The sequence below is a fragment of the Leptospira mtsangambouensis genome (genome assembly GCF_004770475.1).
Taxonomy (GTDB): Bacteria; Spirochaetota; Leptospiria; order Leptospirales; family Leptospiraceae; genus Leptospira_A; species Leptospira_A mtsangambouensis.
The window spans coordinates 77071-96237 of record NZ_RQHK01000005.1; the positions used below are offsets into that span (position 1 = coordinate 77071).

Sequence of the window (19167 nt, forward strand, 5' to 3'; positions counted from 1 at the left end):
TTTTTCTATCCAGTCTATCGAATTTCACTGAGGCGAGATCCTTCTTCTTTTTCGGAAAACACAACAAGGACGCTTGGTTTCACTCGCTCAGTAAAATACATTTGAACAATTTGGCGCAAATGTCCTTGGAGGGGCGAGCCAACCACAATTACATTTCCATCTATTTGCACTTGCATCCGCTCCAATTGGTTCCAAGAAGATTGGGTCAACTCTTTGCTCGCCCAAGCAAGAAACCCTGCCCAAGAAGCAGGATGGGAAAGAACATCCTCACCAGAAGATTTCTGCCCAGTTTTAATCACTTCTTGCCGTTGTAGGGAAACCAGTTCGCGACAGAGAGATTGGAGATAGGAACTATCGGATTCCATATGCAATGAAACAGCTTTCTTATATGCTTCTAGAGCAATGTCTGGGCCGAATAAAGTGACCAAATTCTCAAACCCAATTTTTTCTCCCTTTTCCTTTGCCGTCTCCGAAAGAGCCGGCACTGCCGGAGCATTGTTTGTATTAGATATAGTTATATTAATATGGTTAGGGGTCCCATCTGCACCCCCCTTAAGTGACTGTTTTGCCCCCTCAGAGAGCCCCGTTTCAGAATCCCTGGGGAGGATGTTTGTATCCCCCAGAGGGGTAATTTTGGAACCCTCGTAGTGGAAGGAAAAATGGTATCGGGTCGAGGTTCTTCCACTTCCCGGGACTTGGTAGAGTAGGCCTGCCTGAGTGAGTTCCTTTTTGGCAGAGACAATTGATTTTTTGGTTTTGAAACCCGTGAGCCTCATCAAAGTTTCGGTATTGGGCCAAACGGGTTTAAAGTTATAGTCACTGAATTTCAATAGAACCGGATAAAGGGTTTTGGCGGCATGGGATAGGCCCGCCCAAACACCAGAATCTATGATGTCGGTCATCAGTCGGATATAGGGATGCCGCTGGTCGCTCACAAAAGCTCCTCCGCTTTTCTGCAAAAATTAAACTAAATTTAAGCAAATTTTACGAAGGAGTTGACATTATCTGACATAATGTTAATTATGTCTCATCCAACAACATTCCTTCGGGAAACCCCGACCCCCTGGAACACCAGGGGAATTTTTTTATTTTTCGGGTTGGGATACTAGATCCCCCACGTCTCTTGGTTCAAAAAGAAACGTTTGCTCAAACTCAAATCACTTTTATTATGTCACATTATTGTCGGATTCCGGCAGATGTCAAGTTCGTACAGCTTTTTTCCTCTCCCGGTCTGAAATTTTTTTCCTAAGTACTTGACTGCTTAGTACTTGTTTGGGTTATGCCGAGTCGCCGTATTTTTTGACCAATTCTTTTCGGATGAATTTGTAGATGTCTCCTAGTAGGATTTCGTCATCCGACAGAATTTGGATCCCATTGCCAGATCTGCGAATTTTGTATCCAGATAGTAGGGAAGTTTTGGGGGAAGATTCATTTGCTTTGGTCTGTTTGTTGAAGTCTTTTGCATCTCGGACTGTTTTTAAAGCTCCCTTATGGAAGAGGGTTAAAAATTCATCCAGGCTTCCTTTTTTAGCGGCTTGGGCTGCTTGGACCAAAAGGTTCTTATTGTAGATTTCGTTCTTTTTGCATTTCTCTAGATCTTCTTTTGACATGGATGTGATCGAGAGCACTTCCGTCATGTAACTGCGACTTTTCCCAAAAAGATCCCCTAATTCTTGGTCCGTGTAGTTGTGTGAATTTTTTAGGAACAATAGGGCATCCACTTCTTCGTAAGGGGATAGGTTTTCCCTTTGTAGGTTTTCGATGACGGCCAGTTTATAAATTTCTTTGTCTGGGCGGTTTAGGATTTTGCATTCGATTTCGGACCAACCCAAAGATTTGGCAGCGTGGTACCTGCGTTCTCCTGCAATGATTTTGTAGTTACCTTCCCTCTCACCTCTGGATACGATGATCGGTTGCAAGAGTCCATCGACCTTTAAGGTTTGGGCAAGTTCTTCAATCCCCTTTTTACGTTCCTGTCTTGGTTGGTATTCTGAGGGTTCAATTCGGTCCATCCGAATGGTCCGGATGGTCCCGTCTAAATTTTCTGCCTGGTAGATGTCAGCAAGAGTTCCTAGGCGTTTACTTTTTGAGCTCATTTAAGACCTCCTCAATAAAACCTTCATACTCCTGGGACTGCCGAGAAGTTTTGTTATAATCGAAAACTGATTTTTTTGCCAGGTGGCTTTCTCCGATGGCCACTCCATCGGAGATGGTATGTTCGAAGATTCTAAAGTATTTTGTCAAAACCGGTAGGATGGTTTTTGTGAGTAAGGTCTGGGGCTTGAGTTGGGTGATGAGGGCTCCCAAAATTTCCAAGTCAGGGTTGATTCTTTTTTTGATCGAAGAGATCGTTTGTTGCAATCCCATAATCCCGTCCATCGAGAATTTCTCTGCTTGGAGAGGGATGAGGACGTAGTTGGCGGCAACCAGGCTATTCACTGTAAAAATAGAAAGAGAAGGGGGGCAGTCAATGATGACAAATTCAAAATCCTTAATCCCCGAAAGGGAATCTCTTAGGATGTAGGGAGCTTCAACGGAGTTGACGGATACTGTCTCCATCTCCGCCAAACGCATGCTAGATGGCGCAATCCACAAATGCTCGTTATACGCCGGTGCGATAATTTCTTTTAAGTTGGCTGAGTTCTGGAATAGGTGAGCCAAATCCTTTTCGACGGTTTCTGGGTTCAGAAAAATCCCTGTGGAATTCGCCTGTGGGTCCATATCGATGAGTAAGGTCTTAAGATTTCGACGTGCCAATCCCATGGCAAGATTCAAAGAAGTCGTTGTTTTTCCTTCTCCGCCTTTTTGGTTTGCAACTGCAATGGTGATCATCTATCTCTTTTTCCTTCCCAAATGGTATGCTTTCCTGTTGAAAATTTGGGATCAATTGTATTTTTAGAAACCACCAAAAAAAGGATTTTTAGGTAGTTACTTCCTTCATTGTCGGACATCCGACATACTGAAAATTAGCAAAAACTCTCTCCTCTCTTTTGGTCGGACGTCCGACATTCAAATAGGTACGTACTTGACAAAGTGATTAAATTTAAACAGTTTCATAGCATGCCTTCCCAAGCCATTTCCCTACTTGCCTCCGAGAAAACAGGCAAGGATTGGATGGAATCTGTCCTTCCCAATCTATGGGAAGGACTATGTACAGAGCTTGGATTCTCTGCGGGTGTCGTAGTTTTGAAAGCAGAGAATGAAGATTCGTTTTATGAATCTTCTAGTTTTGGTTACGGTGAAGATGGGTTTTATTATTCTTTTTTGAATCGGGATTCTTTGCACTGGGAAGAGTTGATGCACTCCCAGGAGCCGGTTTTTTTTTCGGGAACAGAGTTTGAATTGTTTGGAAAAAAGACAAATGCCATGGCAGTTTCGATTCGCTTCGGGGAAAAGAAAATCGGGTTTCTTCTGGTTGAAATAGAGGATCCATCCGCAGTGCCGACAGGTATCTTCATTTCTCTTTTTGCAGAAAAAATCGGGATGGAATGGGGAAGAACAAAACCCCAAGGCAAACTCCCTCTGGCCAATGCAGAAGAAAATTCGCATGCCTTATACCGTCAGGAAATCCCAAATTTGGACCTGGCAATTTCGGAATTTTCAAAACAAAAAATCCTAACCATCCTTGGCCCTTCTGGATCGGGGAAAAAAAGTTTGGCCAAATGGATCCACCAAAACCAGCTGCCAGGTGCACCTTTTCTGGTGGTCGAATCTTTGCCTGAACATTTCGGGAAACTGGAAAAGGCTCTGTCTGTTTGGGGGGGTGAGTCTCGGAATGGAAGTTTGGTCTTAGTTGGAGTTCAAACTTGGAATTTGGGACAACAACAAATTCTCTCCGATTGGTGGTTTAAGTCAGGCCATTCAGGGTCATTATTTTTACTCGGACCCGAAGAAATGGGCCAAGAATTATTACCTGAATTTGAAAGATTTTTACGAAAAAATTCGTTGGTACTACCATCCCTTAGGTTCCTTCCAAAAGCGAAATTGCAGATTTTGGTTCAGTCCATATTTGAAGAACTGTGTAGTTCTCAAAACCGATCGGGGTTGCAGTTAGGGGCGACGAGTTTGCAAGAATTGGTATCTAGATCGTATTCAGAAAATTTCACAGATTTAAGAAATGCCATTTTGACTGGGATTCTGACTTGCAGGTCGAACCAGGTGGAACTTTCCGATTTGGAACCTGGAAGATCGAAGATGGATTTGGAGATTCCAGATGCTGAAGATTTAGACTTGCGGCGTGGAACTGAGGCCTTAGAAAGGCAGAAGATTCTTCTAGCAATGCGGATTTTTTCGGGCAACCAAATCCGGATGGCAAAGGCTTTGGGTATTTCGAGGGGCTCCCTCCAGTATAAAATGAAACAACTTGGATTAATGTAAAGATGGATGATACTGTATACGAAGAACGGAAAACCCCTGCCGGATTTCTCGTCAAAGTAAGACTTTCCAAGCTGACTTACGTTGTCTTTACTGATTCTGGGCCAGAAGTCCCAAAAGGTGCCAGGAACAATTCCATTGTCGTCAATGTCCCTCGTGTTGGGTTTTTCGGGGACGACTTCGATGTTTCCCACTTCCATTTGGGTGAACTTTCTTTTGTCAACGTCAAGGCTGGAAAACTGGTCATCCCTTACCAACATGGGTTTTCCAACGAAATCAAAACAATCTATCTGGGCACCGGGAGTCTGAGTGATGTTTTGCCTGTAGTCATCTACCACTATAAAAATAAAGAAGATTTGATGGCTGCCTGGGAGCGGGGAGAGCAGGCACAATTTCTCGTAGTGGATGAAGAGATTCCCCGTTCGGATATGGTTTCATTTAAGATCCGATATCCAAGTATGAACATCCTTGTGATCAAAAAAAGGATCAATACCTCTGCGGAATCTCAGTCCCCAAAAAAGGATGAATCCAAAGACAAGGGTGTGGTCGATTACGATAAGGTGAGGGCGACTGATGTTGCCAAAAATCAGAACTTAAATACCTATAGCGAAAATCCAGTTTTTTTAGCAAGAATCCATCTCCGTGCCATGGAGCTTGATAAAGTAAAACAGCTACTTTTGGACTTCCATTTATCTTCAGACGATGTTATGTTCATCCGGACTTTTTTAGATGTGATGATCAAAAACGAATTAAAAAAACCAGAACTAGACGTGGTGAAACCACAGCTCGTTGCCATGAACGAAGCTTTCCGTTTGGCGGTTTTGATTTTGGAATTCCGAGTGGAAGATTTTGAAAAGGAATTGGATTCAGGGTTTTCCAAAGAGATCTCGCATATGATTTATGCCCTCCTTGCGAAGGAACAAGAGACGGCACAAGACCTAGAACATGAAATTGTACTCTGGGAATGGAAACTCCGAGTTCGGTCTCAGATCATCAAAAAATAGCCAAAATCCCCTAAAAAATGCTTTATTTTTCTCTGATTTCGGTGGAAACTGAGGGAAATACCATGGGTTTCTCGGAAAAAATAAAAAAACTGGCACAAAAGTTGCAAAGCGGGGCCTTGCTGGCACTGCTGACTTTGTTTTTTATTTTTCCTGTTTCAGGTCTTATGGCAGATGTTTTAGATCTTCCTGTAATCATTCCGAATGATGAACTTCTCACTCCGATAGAACTTCGAGATGGATTGGTTTATGAAGTGGTGGTAACACCTGAAACAGAAGTAGTGTCAAATGACTCATCGTTTCTTGAAAGCCAGTCAGTAGTTTTATTGAAGTCATCTTCTACTTTGGGTCTTGGTGTGCAGGCGGACTTTTCACTGACAACTGAGGGAGTCGTTCTTTTCCCAAACAGAAATGTTTTGTTAAAAAATGAAGGAGAGAACTTTCTCCATCGCAATTCGGTTTTTGAGAGAGGCCCAGAGCATTTCTCCGTAAAATCGATTGCCAGCCCAGGACTTTTTGGTTTTCTGGGGATATGTCTCAGCCGAAGCGAGTTGCCTTCCAAAAATTTCTCAACGCCATGCGAAAACTCTCTACCGAAGTCAATGACTCGGAGATCTGCAAACGATTGGAAATTCTTATGGCAACCAGTAAGGATGACCTCCCACTGGCGCATGTCAACCAACTCCTCCAGGATGCAAAAAACTTTGATCCCAAGACCATCCCAGAGCCATACACCCAGTATGTCCGACACTTCATCTACATGGTCAAACGCAATGGCCGAGTACCCAGTGATCTTTTGTCTGGAGAAGACGACAGAGCCTCGGACCGCTCTGGTGCAAAGTCCTCTAAAAAGCCTACACTTGCAAATGGCACAAAAGGCAAACGAACCTCTGCAAAATCCACAGCTCCTGTAAAAAAGGGGAAGTCTTCCTCTAAACCCACTTCTAAAAAAGCCTAAATTCTCGAAAATTCCCTAACGGGAAGCTTGTCCTGTGCTGCGCACAGGGCGAAATTATGAAATGAATCCTCCTCCCGAAATGGTGAGAAAACAAAGAAAAGTGACCATTTTTAATCACTTTCTGCAAATTTGTTCCATCTGACTAAATTGCGACTGTGCAAGCTCGCCTCAATTCATTAATCTTGCCTAAAAATAGGCATTTATCTAAATTCGAGCACCATTCTCCAAATGCCTATCCTAGGGCATCTAATGAGTGTTAGTCCTTCTCTGCAGGTCCAAATTTGGGCTGCCACTGTTCCCGTTTCGGCGCCAAATCGGGAACATGTTCTTCTGCCGGCGGGCTGAAAGTAGGCATTTCCTAGAGGTGCCTTCCTTTGGGCAGGGTCCCCGCTAACGGGTTCCATAAGGTTTTGTAACTAACTAAATTCCCATTCGACCCACAGGCAAAGGACAATCTAGAGGAAAGAAGTGGAATCGAAAAGTCTGCCCGGGAGCGGTCAGATCCTAAATGCTTGGACTTTTCTGGATTTTAGCCATGAATTGGTGTTTTCTTATGATTGTCTCCTGTGGGTAGCACAGTAGGCCTAGAAGGTGACTCTGGCACTTTGCAGGGGGTCGTTTTGGGTAGAATTTGGCAAAAGCAGGTTACCAACCGACCAAAATCCGGCGTTTAGATGATAAAAAGGGGCCAACTTCCCCGGTGGACTTGGTTTTTTCGCGAGGAACAAGAAAGCCTAAGCAGGGGAGAAGAATTGGTGAAATTTACCAAAAAAGGCGCCAAAATGTCATGTGTATCGAAAATGCATGTGCATGTAAAATTGGCAGAGATTGGAATAGTGGTTGCCACTCACCGTTTCTGCACCCACTGTTCTTTTTTATATGGCGGAAACGATTCGGTTAAGAGTAAAATGTCACGCCTGTTCCAATCTGATTGAAGGGACGGCAAAATACGGCTCTGGGCATTTTGTGCCAGAAGGGGTTGTGTTTGATTTTGTGGCAGTTGGTAAGGTGGAAGGGGCACAGGGCCGCCGCGTGAAGGCAGAAGTCACTTGCACTTGCCCCAATTGTGGTGTAAAATGCAAATACAATGTCTGATTGATTAAGTATAAGCATATTTATGCTCTTTAATTCTTCAATTTTTGGCCTGTTTTTCGTAATAAGCTTGGTGGTCTGGTGGAGTATCCGCCGGTTCTCGCTAATTATTAATCGAGAATTTGTTCTTTATGGATCACTTAATGGCTTAATATTAATCATATATTTGATTTTTATTAGCGCCTTATTTTACTGTTTTTGGAATCCCTTCTATTTTCTTTTGTTGGTTTGGGTTGCGATTGTTGATTTTTGGATTGCTCGCGGCCTTGATTTACCATTTTCTAGGCAAATTCGTGCGATTTTGCTCTTGGTTTCTCTCTGCAATAGCTTGGGAATCCTTTTCTTTTTTAAGTATGGGCAGTTTATTGCTGAAAATTGGGCATATTTTTCTGGTGGTTCCAGTTCTTCCCAAGCTTTTTGGGGACAATGGCTCCTTCCTGTTGGCATCTCTTTTTATACCTTTCAGTCCGTTTCCTATGTGGTTGATGTATACAACCGAGAGCTAAAGGCAGAACGAAAATTTTCCTCTTATTTGCTATTTCTTTCTTTTTTCCCGCAGTTAGTGGCGGGGCCTATTGTGACGGCTAAGTCCTTTTTGCCACAAATTCGCAGGCCTCTCTCCTTTGTTCGGATCCCTATTCTTTTTGCCATATTTTTAATCCTATTGGGTCTTTTCAAAAAGATGGTTTTGGCTGACCATTTGGGAGAGACATCTGACTTTGTTTTTTTGCGGCCAGAAGAAGTTTCTACCAAATCTTTGTGGGTGGGGATGTTTGCTTATTCGATGCAAATATATTGTGATTTTTCTGGTTATACTGATATTGCCCAGGGCACGGCACTTCTCTTTGGTTTTCGACTTCCTGAGAATTTTCGGATGCCATATCTTGCTTCTGGGTTTTCTGAATTCTGGACTCGTTGGCATATTTCTCTTTCCCAATGGCTTAAAAAATATATCTACTTTTCCTTAGGTGGGAATCGCATCGGGACTTTATTCACCTATAGAAATCTTTTTTTGGTGATGGCCATTGGCGGCCTGTGGCACGGGGCATCTTGGAACTTTGTCATCTGGGGATCCTGTCACGGAATTTTATTGATCATTGAAAGATGGTCCTCACAGCACTTCGGAGGCATTTCTCTCTTTTGGCTGCGGCCGTTCCGAATTTTCGGAACTTTTATATTGGTGAGTTTACTTTGGGTTTTCTTCCGAAGTCCAAATTTCGCCACGGCTCTGTGCTACCTACAGGGCCTTTTTTCGAAAAAAGGGGGTTTTTCGCTGCCTTATACTTATGAAATGAATTTCCTTTACTGCTTTTTAGTCATTGCCATTGGTCATATTTGGGGAAGTTTTTATTTTAATGACAATAAGCAGTTGTTAGCTGGATTTAAAAAATGGGAAAATTCCTTAGGAAAAACGTTTTTTTTTGGGGTTTTGACTTCGATTTCTCTCATATTGATTGTTTTGTTTTCAGCCGATAGCAAACCGTTTGTGTATTTTGTTTTTTAGGAAGGGATATGAAACAGCGGATTCTTTTAATATGCCTCTTTTTTGTTTCTCTCTTCGGTTTCGATTTTTTATTTTTTAAGAAAATTCAGTTTTTATTGCCCAATGAATCTCCTTGGAACACGAACCATTTTTTTAATTTTTTGTATGAATACGAGAGAATTAGGAACCTCCCAAAAACAAAAAAGAGAATCATCGTTGTTGGTAGTTCTGTTGCCTATTATTCTATTGATTCTCAAAAGCTAAAGGAATCGCTTTTACGGGACTTTAGGTTGGATGTAGATGTTTTTTATTTAGCCTATGCAGGGAATAGCCCATTGTATGTGTATTTACTACTCAATTGGCTTGATCCTTTGGAGCCGGATCTTGTTGTTTACCCTGTCAATTTTATCGATTACAGGCTTCACCGAACCTACGTTATATTTCCAGAAGGTAGGAACGATTCTGTGGATGAGTCGGTCGTTGTGAGAGATGCACTAACCTTCGGGGAAGCTCCCCAGTCTTTATGGGTCTTCCCTTGGGAAACATTAAAGGAAGTGGGAACATCGATGGACTGGGACACTTGGTCTCGTTATGTTGTTTCCTCAGGATTTTCGTTCTATCGTTATAAAGATATTTATCTCCAAAATTTACAGAATTTAATCCAACATCGTTTTGGACGCAACACAAGTTATCATGCTTATGCCGGTGCCGAGATCCCGGAAGGAATCAACGGACTGGGGTGGACGGGTCAAAAATTTAGTTTTTTCCCCACCGAAAAAATCAAAGAGAAAGGATTTTGGGTTGAGGTAACACAATTTCTTTTGGCAGGCAAACCTTGTCGGATGGAAATATCCAACGGAACCATCCACCAAGTCATCACCCTCACCCGCGAAGGTTGGGTCAGGTTGTACTTGGATCCACAATTTTTCCAAGAGAAAAAGTTAGTCACTATCAAATTAGAGCGAGTGTGGTTTGCCAACCAAGCGACCGGTGCATATTTGGATTATCATTTTGATCCTATGGGAGTTCGGCTTGAACAGACCTTTGGACTTGAGGAAGCTAAATCAGGAATCCAATACAAAAGGGAACCGAGAACAGAAGACTTCCGTTATTTGGGTATGAAGGAGGAAGAATACCGCAAATATTTCCAATACCGGTTGCTTGACGGTTTGGAAAAACGACCAGGGATCGGATACCTTGTGGCCTTAAAATTGGCAAAAGAAAGGATTCGAAAAGAATCATTTCGGCCGTATTTCCACTTTCGGTACCTCAAAAAAATTGCAGACCATTTTCGAGATCGAAATGTCCCTTTTCTCCTCATCAACAATCCTGAAAATCCAATTTCCTTGGAGTGGTATGAGGATTCGGAATGGTACAGGGATCACCTTCGTTACTTACAATCTTTAGAAGGTGGGTCTGTCTATTATTGGGACATTCACCGAAGTTTGCCAATGCAGGGTTTTTCAGACTTCCACCACTTTACATATATCGGAATGGAACAAATGAATCCGATTTATGCTAAAAGAATTGGAAATCTCTTTCCGAAATAGGATGTTTTTCAATCCTTACATTAGTTAAGGAATTTTATGGAAAAAATCAAAGTTGGAGTCCTGGGAGCAACAGGTTCCGTCGGTCAAAGATTCATTCAACTTTTGGAGAATCACCCTTATTTCACGGTGACTCATTTGGCAGCTTCAGAAAAAAGTGCCGGCCAAACTTATGGTGAGGTAATGAAATCTCGTTGGAAGATTTCATCCGATATCCCTGCTTATGCAAAAGACATTATCATTACTTTACCAAATCCCGAAGTGACCAAGGGCGTGCAACTTGTGTTCAGTGGTCTGGATGCATCGATCGCGGGAGAAGTGGAAACTGCTTATGCAGAAGCAGGAGTGATGGTTCTTTCCAATTCAAAGAACCATAGAATGGATTCGAATGTCCCAATTCTTTCTGCGGAAGTGAATGCCCATCATTTGGATGTTTTACAATTCCAAAAGACAAAAGGTAAAATCATTACCAATTCCAATTGTACGATTATGGGAGTTACCATCTCATTAAAACCTTTAATGGATGCTTTTGGTTTAAAGTCTGTTATGTTATTTTCCATGCAGGCAATTTCGGGAGCGGGTTACCCTGGGGTTCCCACCATGGATATTCTTGGTAACGTAGTTCCTTATATTGGTGGAGAAGAAGACAAAGCAGAAATCGAACCACAAAAATGTTTGGGGACTGTGAAAGATGGGATCATCCAATCGGCCGATTTTAAAATTTCCGCCCATTGCAATCGTGTCCCGGTTTTTGATGGCCATACCGTTTGTGTTTCTGTTTCTTTTGATAAAAAACCAAAAAAAGAAGAGATTCTTAAGGTTTGGGCCGATTTTCAAGGGGAACCACAGAAATTGGGATTGCCGTTTGCACCAAACCCGGCTATTCTCTACCGCGAAGAAAATGATAGGCCTCAACCACGTCTGGATTTAGAGACTGGGAGAGGGATGACAACGGTTGTCGGAAGGCTAAGGGAAGATCCAATTTTGGATTGGAAATGGGTAGTACTTTCGCATAACACGATTCGAGGTGCTGCTGGAGCTGCCATCTTGAATGCAGAGTTATTGTATAAGAAAGGATTTTTTAACTAAGGAATTTACTACGTAAATGTTAGATCCCAGCCTCCCGGAATTAAAAGTAATGGATTACACTGCCTGTCTGCAAAAAGTACAGGCTATGGATTCGCGGGGGGACTTTTCCTACAAAGGGATCTATAAAGTTCTACTGGTGATCTTTGAGTGGACTGATAAGTTTTTACAAAACAAAGTTTTGCCAAACGTAGAACAAATTGAACGTGATAGCTCCATTGATCGTGATCGAACAGAAAACTATGTGATCGATCTTAGTTACAAACAAAACCCTGCAATCATCAGAAAATTAAATGTTTTGGAATTTCATCCGAATGAACCAGGGGATCCTGAAAATCCAAAGACCTTTATCAAACACAACACAGTATTTGCAAGACCAACGACCTCGGATGGGGGAACTGCTTTCCGTTATGCACTGGGACTCAATGAACTTTCTACGGCAGCCATCAAAGGATGGTTCAATGAAAAAAGAAAGTATGTTGGAAAAGAAAAGATGCGGAAAGTTATCAAGGCGGCTGTTGATTCCAATCGTTTGTTTGATACCTATGCATCTACAGAAATTGGAAACTTATTTCAATGCCCTTATGACAAAACAAAAGTGCAAAAGGATGCAACGATTATCATCCATTTGAAACCAATTTTGAAACAATTGGTGGATGATAAGATTTTGTTTTTTTTCCGAAATGATTCTGCATCTAGACCTGCAAACAAAAGTGTATTTTTGTATAACAAACCTTCTGAGATTGCAGATCGTTATGATGGTTACATTGATTATACGAAAAACACAATTTATCCAGCTCTAAAAAATTTAGGAGTTATGGGTGAGGTCACTGAAGATTCTTGGAATTCTCCTCGTAACCTTTTAATAGAGATTAAAGGATACATGAATGATTCTTATGGAGACCAAAAAACTCTGATAGAAGAGTGTTTGGTGTTAAATGAAATTATTGAAAAAGATAAAGAAAGAGAAGAAAAACAAAAACGCAAACAACAAATCGATGATTTGATGGCTTTTCTTGCTGAGGCTGGTCGAATTGTAGAGGTGAATTTGCTTCGTGTCAGCGGGGAACCGTTGACAGATGAATTTCGGGCATCACTTCTTTCACAACCAGAACTTTTGTATACTGAGTATGCGGATAACAAAATTTATAATGAATTTATCTTGCACAAGTCCTGTATTCCGCAGGCCATTGAGTCTGCAAAACGAACTTTCCAAATCAAACATTCTGATTTAGAAATTCGAGTTTTAAATCAAATGAATGTGACTCTTCATTTGAATGATGAAAGCCCAAAACGTTTGTTGGAAGAGATCGAAGCACAAAGTTTATTTCAATTCCTCCCATTTTTTACAAGGATTTGGCGTATGATAATGGGCAGTATGACTGTTCATAAATTTGAAATTCCGCCCATCAAAGCACGTTTGCAGCAACAATTAAACAAGGATTTGGCGGGCCAAAAAGCCAAGAAGATATCACAAGAAAAAGAACGTTTGGTAAAAGCTCGTTTGAAAGACCGAGAAGAGGCTGAAAAAGATGCTGAAAAAAAATCCAAACAATCACAGCAGGTTGCTGCTTCTACTTCTGGTTTTAACGGTGGAGAAGAAGATTCTGAACCGGTCAAACAAGGAAGCCCGGAAGAAGAAAAAAAATGGAAAGAGTCCATTGAATCTATCATTCGTATTTTGGATGAAGCCTGGGAGTTCGGTGTGTATCCGGATCGAGAATATGTACTTTCTAAATTAAATGGAAAGTTTACTGAAGAAAATTTGATATTTTTCTTAAAGAAATTTGGCGGAAAAGAAATCTATAGTTTCCCAATTCGAAATCAAAGGGAAAAGTTCCCTTGGCCGATTCTTGTATCGACTGGGTATCTAAAAAGACATGGCAAAAAACTTTTGGACAAAGTGTCTGCTGAAAGTGACCGCCAACGAAGCGAAAAATTTCCAAACCAAGAGAAATTTGACATTGCGGAATCGCAATTAGACTTTCTGAATAGAATCTTACCTCGGTTGAAACCATAAAATTATGCCTGCTATTGAACAACTAAGAGCTCGAAAAACAAAAATCGTTTGCACCATTGGTCCTGCGACTGCCTCCAAAGAAATGATCCGAAGTTTAGCTTTGGCTGGGATGAACATTGCACGAATCAATATGAGCCATGGAGATCATGAGTTTCATAGAAAAATCATTCGTATTATTAAATCTCTCAATAAAGATGAATTACACAAACACCCAATTTCGATCCTTCTTGATACGCAAGGGCCGGAAATTCGAACGGGAGATGTACAGAACGATCTCCACTTAAAAGTTGGGGAGACTTTTACATTTCATATCATTCCAGGAATGGAAGCGGAAGCACAAAGTGTTTTTGTGAACTATCGTGATATAGTAAAAGATTTGAAAGTTGGTGATAAGGTTACTGTTGATAACGGGCTTATCAACTTGGCAGTACAAGAGATCCGTGAAAATGAGCTCGTTTGCACTGTGTTAGATGGTGGAAAACTTGGGTCAAGGAAACATATTAATTTACCGGGGATCCGAGTCAATTTACCTTCTATTACTCCTAAAGACTTAAAAGATATTCTTTTTGGTTTGGAAGAGGATATTGATTTTGTGGCTTTATCGTTTGTTCGTTCCCAGGAAGACGTGATCCAATTGCGTGGGATCATTGATGAAAAAAATCACCATGCACAGATCATTGCAAAAATTGAAGACCAAGAAGGTTTAAAAAACCTTGATGCTATCATTAGAGAGTCTGATGGAATTATGGTGGCACGTGGGGATTTGGGAGTGGAGATTGAAATCGAAGAGCTCCCGATTGTCCAAAGAAGGATCATCAAACGTTGCCAAGAAGAAGGGAAACGTGTCATCGTTGCTACTCACTTGTTGGAATCTATGATCCAAAATCCTTCTCCTACTAGAGCGGAAGTCACTGATGTTGCCAATGCAGTGTATGAAGAAGCTGATGCGATTATGTTATCTGGTGAAACCGCAATGGGGAAATTTCCAGTCAGATGTGTGGAGATGTTGGATAAAATTGCACGTCGTATGGAGATGTCGATTAACCTTGGTCTTGCGGCCCAACGAAAACCAAAAGACCAAAAAGAAGAGATGGCTCGTTCGGCAGCAAATTTAGCTGATTCCATGCAGGCACATGCTATCATTGCAATCACTCGTCGGGGAATCACTGCCAATAACTTGGCATCCTTTCATCCCAAATACCCGATTGTCCATGCATTTACAAATATGACATCAGTTAGGCGAAAGCTTTGGCTGACAAGAGGTGTGATTCCTTATCGTGTGGATTTTTCTTCTGATCCTGAAAAGACAATCAAACTTGCCATCCAAACTCTTGTGAATAATGGATACCTCCAAATGGGAGAAAAGGTAGTCATCCTTTCCGATATCATCGCTGGGGAAGACCGAGTCGAAACCATCCAAGTCCGCGAAGTTAAATAACCTTAATGTTTTTTCGGAATCTGATTTCTGTGTTGGTAGTAATATCAACATGGATATTCATTCCACTGTATGCTGAAGAAAGAAATTCCGATGTACCTGAATGGCTTGGTGAATTCAAAAAATTAGACGAGAAGGAACTGGCCAAAAAAAAAGAAGGGTGGTATGCCACTGGTCTTCCGCAGTTTGGGAATGACGCCGTAAATGGATCAGGTCTGGGAATTCTTGCCAATATTTTCTATAACGGTACCAAAGCTGATTCTTCCTTTAAATACACTCCTTACGAACATATGTTCAATGTGGGGGTGTATAGAACCAATCGTGGAACTCAAAATAATTATTTAGCTTGGGATGCTCCATATTTTGCGGATACCGCATTTCGTTTGAGAGCTTACGTAGGACATGACGCTAGTTTCTATAACCAATATTTTGGTGTTGGAACTGAAAGTTTAGAACCACTTTATTATAAAGATAGAAATGTGGATGGAAGTCGTATCACTCGCAATGCTACATACTCCGATTTTGAGAATGCAAATTCATATACTCGCAATCGTGGTCCGGGGAAGGAATTTACATCGAACCAACATTATCACGATTATCAATTTGATACAACATATGGACAATTTGCCGCAGACAAAACAATTTTTCAGGTTTTCAGAGTTTGGGGAGGAGTTGAGTTTTCTAAGAATACTGTTAGGCGGTATGACGGAACATCAACCGAAGGTCGGGAGCCCCTTACCAACTTGCGAGTCCCTGCAATTGAAGATAGTTCTAAATTAACTGAGGATGCGAGTTCAGGAAAAATTATTGGCCTACATGGCGGAAATTTGAACTACATCCGTGCTGGGATTGCTTATGATACGAGAGATTATGAACCAGATCCAGACCGAGGTTGGCTCATTGAATACAATATTAATAAAGCAGAAAGAGTCATCGGATCTGATTTTGGTTACATCAGACATTTTGCACAGGCGAAAAATTTTTACCAACCCTTCCCGAAACTTTTCGAAGAGTTTGTCATCGCGCAACGTGTAGCACTCACAAAGATTGAAGGAGAAGTCCCTTTCTTTGAATATCGTTATCTTTTTTCTATCGATGGTCCATTTGGTGCACTCGGTGGACAGAACACTCTTCGTGGGTATAGGCAAGAACGCTTTTTTGGTCCAGTGATTGGATTTTATAATATTGAATTACGGTACCGGGTGGGGAGTTTTTCGTTATGGGATCAGTTTTTTCAACTAAGCATTGTTCCATTCTATGATGTGGGTCGAGTTTGGGACAAACTTCGAGATGTGAATACGCTGAATTATAAACATGCACGTGGGATTGGTTTACGACTCGTTTGGGATCAGGCAACCGTGATCTTACTGGACTATGCTTATTCCAGAGAGGACAAATTGTTTTATATTGATATTGGCCATACGTTTTAAATTTTCTTATAAGGTTTCGCTGAAGATCACCGAATGATCCATTCATAACCACCACGGTTTGGAATTTTAAAAAATCACCAATTAAGTATATAATAGGATCCCAACAGAAAATTTATTTTTGTGTCGAGAGATAACCTGAAAAAAAATCAAGGGAGCGATACAACTGATAATCTGGAAGGAGATTTTTATCATTATCAGATTTGACTTTTTGTCCAAATGTGCCATTCTGTTCAATCCATTGGCTGATGGATGTGATATCTAATCTCTGGTATTTTTCTTTCGATTCTGTCGTTGAATTGATTTGTACATTGTTCTTGGCATCAAATAGGTTATGGTCCAATTCTTTTCGGTCCGAAACCCAAACGTTTGGTGTAATTCCTGTTTCATGAAATTTTTTACCATTGGGAAGGTATAAAAAACTAGAGGCTATTTTGATAAGTGAGTTTTCTTCGCCAGAAACTTTGTTTAAAACATGTACAAGCCCTTGACCCGTAGATTTAGATCCAAGTATAATTCCGCGATGGTAATGTTGGATTACACCTGCAATTAGCTCAGAACCTGACCCGGTATTTTCATTTATCAGAACAACCAACGGTAAATCCGTAATCGACGATTGATTTGCATAAACCATACTTGGAGATGTTCTAGAGGATTGTGTAGTTACCAACAATCCATTTGGAATTAACATCCTCATACATTCAATGATTTGGTCTAAAAAACCTCCTGGATTATTGCGAAGGTCTAAAACGAAACCATGGATGTTGATATTTTTATTTTTTGCATCTTCCATTAAGGTGAAATAAAGGTCTTTAATCATTTCAGTGGCACTGGATTGATTATTCTTAATAAATCCAGATACTTTAATGTAAATGAAGTTAAATTTCCCAGTCCAGATTTGACCTTCTACTATTTTCTGATCTGACGGTTTGTTTTCTTTTAAAGGAACTTTGAAACTATATTTTTCATTTTGATTTCGTAGTATGGAAATTTCGATAGTTTCGCCAACTTTACCTTTAAGCATTCGATTTACAGTTTGGATTGATAAGTAGCGAATAGGTTCCCCATTGATGGTAATCAGTTCGTCTTCATTCTGAAGTCCAATCTCTTTCAAAAAAGAAGTTTCTTGTAAGAGAGTGATGATCTTTCTTTTGGACTTTGTCTCTTTGAGAGGGATTTCAATCGATATAATTGTTTTTGGTCGTAATAGATCTCCGTATTTCTCATAGATCATTAAACTAGAACCTAAAAATGAAGAAACGTATCCTTCCGATGCAACAAATTGAATTTCATCCCATTTGATCCTATCTGTATTCGTTAAGCTTAATGCTTCATTTTGTAAATATAGAATTTCCATAACGGATTCTAAAAGGTCTTGTGAAAAAGGTATTTTTGTAAATTCTTCCTCTAGTTGTGAGGCAACAGAATCAGATTGCATTTTTGGATTTTCAAAATTTGGATTCCGAATGATGATTAAATCAGATAACTCCCTGTCGTGAATGATATCCCCTTGGATGGAATCTTGGAATCTTGGAATTTGGCATAAAAAGATTTTGGCAAAAGGATTTGGTGACCGAAGGATTCCGTAGCTATGATGGCAGCTTTTTGAAAGGCTTTGGGTTTGTTTAATTCTTCTGGATAAAGATATGTTTTTGCCATTTGTTTTTTGATCTCAGAAATTTGTTTGGAGTAATGGTATTTTTTTTCCACTGTCGCAGACAGTATTTCTGGATTAGGGCTTTGTTTTGGACTTTGGCAAAATGAGAAGATGAATAAAAATAGAAATGAGAATACAATTTGAATGAAAGTGGAAAAAGTTTTCATCGATACCAAGCCATAAGTTAGTGAATGTGTTATGTATGTAAGATTTTTACAATGACTGCAAAGAAAAGGAAGGGTGTCAATGGAAGAAATTGACGAACCGATTTCATACAATCGGCTCGTCAAAGGATCTATTTCATTGGAACTTCAATCACGAGTAATTCCGATTTCACTTCCGCATGAAATTTGTAATCTTCCTTTCCCCAATACCCAACGGCATCTCGTCGTTCCAGTAAAGTGTCTTCCACCTTTAATTTACCACTGATGAGAAAAGTAAAGATCCCTTGTCCAGGTGCATGGACGGAATAAGAGAGTTCTTTTCCTGGATCAAGTGTAGCCAATGAAAAATAAGCATCTTGGTTGATCCAGACCGCTTCTTCATCAATAGGGGAAACGACTGTCTGGAATCGATTCACACGGCCTGCCTCCGAAAAAGTTTTTTGCGCATACCTTGGTTCAATCCCACCCACTTTTGGAAGGATCCAGATTTGTAAAAAATTTACTTTCTTTTCGCTGCTATGATTGAATTCCGAATGTTGAATTCCTGATCCTGCAGACATGATTTGTACGTCTCCCGTACGGATGATACCATTCGTACCTGTACTATCTTTATGGGCCAACTCTCCAAAGAGAGGGATCGAAACGATTTCCATGTTTTGATGAGGGTGTGTGCCAAACCCCATACTAGGTTCTACGATGTCGTCATTGAGTACGCGGAGTGCTCCAAAATTAGTTTTTTCGGGATTGTACCAATGACCAAAACTAAAGGAGTGATGGCTGTCCAACCAACCGAAATTAACATGCCCGCGTTCTGTTGCAGGATGGATTTTTTTTCCTAAGGAATTGTTGTTGGGTTTTATTGTTTCCATATTGAATAGTTTGATATTAAACTATAATTTGTCAACCGACTTTCTTCTTTCAAG

At 40.7% G+C, this 19167-nt stretch carries 16 protein-coding genes; 10 read left to right on the forward strand and 6 right to left on the reverse strand.

Annotation, left to right across the window (positions count from 1 at the left end; translation table 11 throughout):
* Nucleotides 1–14: 14 nt before the first annotated feature.
* The 3 genes from EHR01_RS08535 to EHR01_RS08545 form a co-directional block, all read right to left on the reverse strand.
* Nucleotides 15–902, reverse strand: a complete 888-nt coding sequence (locus EHR01_RS08535; protein WP_167482941.1) for a helix-turn-helix domain-containing protein — start codon at nucleotides 900–902, stop codon at nucleotides 15–17.
* 375 nt (nucleotides 903–1277) lie between these two features.
* Complete coding sequence (locus EHR01_RS08540; protein ID WP_135694288.1) at nucleotides 1278–2096, reverse strand: ParB/RepB/Spo0J family partition protein; 819 nt, start codon at nucleotides 2094–2096, stop codon at nucleotides 1278–1280.
* The gene (locus EHR01_RS08545) at nucleotides 2080–2832 is read right to left on the reverse strand and encodes a ParA family protein (protein WP_004788002.1); all 753 of its coding nucleotides are present in this window, start codon (nucleotides 2830–2832) and stop codon (nucleotides 2080–2082) included. Before EHR01_RS08545 ends, EHR01_RS08540 begins: the two co-directional genes overlap by 17 nt.
* Nucleotides 2833–3060: 228 nt before the next feature.
* Here EHR01_RS08545 and EHR01_RS08550 point away from each other — a divergent pair, with 228 nt between their 5' ends.
* The 10 genes from EHR01_RS08550 (at nucleotide 3061) to omp85 (ending at nucleotide 16426) form a co-directional block, all read left to right on the forward strand.
* Entirely contained in the window at nucleotides 3061–4377 is a 1317-nt protein-coding gene (locus tag EHR01_RS08550; protein WP_135694530.1) for a helix-turn-helix domain-containing protein, read from the forward strand.
* A 2-nt stretch (nucleotides 4378–4379) separates the two neighbouring features.
* Nucleotides 4380–5378, forward strand: coding sequence for a hypothetical protein (locus tag EHR01_RS08555; protein WP_135694289.1), 999 nt, complete (start codon nucleotides 4380–4382; stop codon nucleotides 5376–5378).
* Nucleotides 5379–5907: 529 nt separating this feature from the next.
* Complete coding sequence (locus EHR01_RS08560) at nucleotides 5908–6333, forward strand: phosphatidylinositol phospholipase (RefSeq protein ID WP_135694291.1); 426 nt, start codon at nucleotides 5908–5910, stop codon at nucleotides 6331–6333.
* A gap of 879 nt (nucleotides 6334–7212) precedes the next feature.
* Nucleotides 7213–7428, forward strand: coding sequence for a hypothetical protein (locus EHR01_RS08565; protein ID WP_040917529.1), 216 nt, complete (start codon nucleotides 7213–7215; stop codon nucleotides 7426–7428).
* A gap of 217 nt (nucleotides 7429–7645) precedes the next feature.
* The gene (locus EHR01_RS08570; RefSeq protein WP_279638586.1) at nucleotides 7646–8929 is read left to right on the forward strand and encodes an MBOAT family O-acyltransferase; all 1284 of its coding nucleotides are present in this window, start codon (nucleotides 7646–7648) and stop codon (nucleotides 8927–8929) included.
* Between the two features lie 8 nt (nucleotides 8930–8937).
* A complete protein-coding gene (locus EHR01_RS08575; RefSeq protein ID WP_135694294.1) occupies nucleotides 8938–10458 on the forward strand; it encodes a hypothetical protein in 1521 nt (506 codons plus the stop codon).
* A gap of 36 nt (nucleotides 10459–10494) precedes the next feature.
* Nucleotides 10495–11544, forward strand: coding sequence for an aspartate-semialdehyde dehydrogenase (gene asd / locus EHR01_RS08580; RefSeq protein ID WP_135694296.1), 1050 nt, complete (start codon nucleotides 10495–10497; stop codon nucleotides 11542–11544).
* Between the two features lie 16 nt (nucleotides 11545–11560).
* Entirely contained in the window at nucleotides 11561–13561 is a 2001-nt protein-coding gene (locus tag EHR01_RS08585; RefSeq protein ID WP_135694298.1) for a hypothetical protein, read from the forward strand.
* Nucleotides 13562–13565: 4 nt separating this feature from the next.
* Nucleotides 13566–14999 (forward strand): pyruvate kinase, encoded by a 1434-nt coding sequence (pyk, locus tag EHR01_RS08590; RefSeq protein WP_135694300.1) that lies wholly within the window; start codon nucleotides 13566–13568, stop codon nucleotides 14997–14999.
* A 29-nt stretch (nucleotides 15000–15028) separates the two neighbouring features.
* Entirely contained in the window at nucleotides 15029–16426 is a 1398-nt protein-coding gene (omp85, locus tag EHR01_RS08595; RefSeq protein ID WP_244310032.1) for an Omp85 family outer membrane protein, read from the forward strand.
* A 112-nt stretch (nucleotides 16427–16538) separates the two neighbouring features.
* Here omp85 and EHR01_RS08600 read toward each other — a convergent pair whose 3' ends face one another.
* The 3 genes from EHR01_RS08600 to EHR01_RS08605 form a co-directional block, all read right to left on the reverse strand.
* Complete coding sequence (locus EHR01_RS08600) at nucleotides 16539–17861, reverse strand: S41 family peptidase (RefSeq protein ID WP_244310033.1); 1323 nt, start codon at nucleotides 17859–17861, stop codon at nucleotides 16539–16541.
* 35 nt (nucleotides 17862–17896) lie between these two features.
* Complete coding sequence (locus EHR01_RS19305; RefSeq protein WP_244310034.1) at nucleotides 17897–18247, reverse strand: hypothetical protein; 351 nt, start codon at nucleotides 18245–18247, stop codon at nucleotides 17897–17899.
* 128 nt (nucleotides 18248–18375) lie between these two features.
* Nucleotides 18376–19113 (reverse strand): pirin family protein, encoded by a 738-nt coding sequence (locus EHR01_RS08605; protein ID WP_135694304.1) that lies wholly within the window; start codon nucleotides 19111–19113, stop codon nucleotides 18376–18378.
* Between the last annotated feature and the right edge of the window lie 54 nt (nucleotides 19114–19167).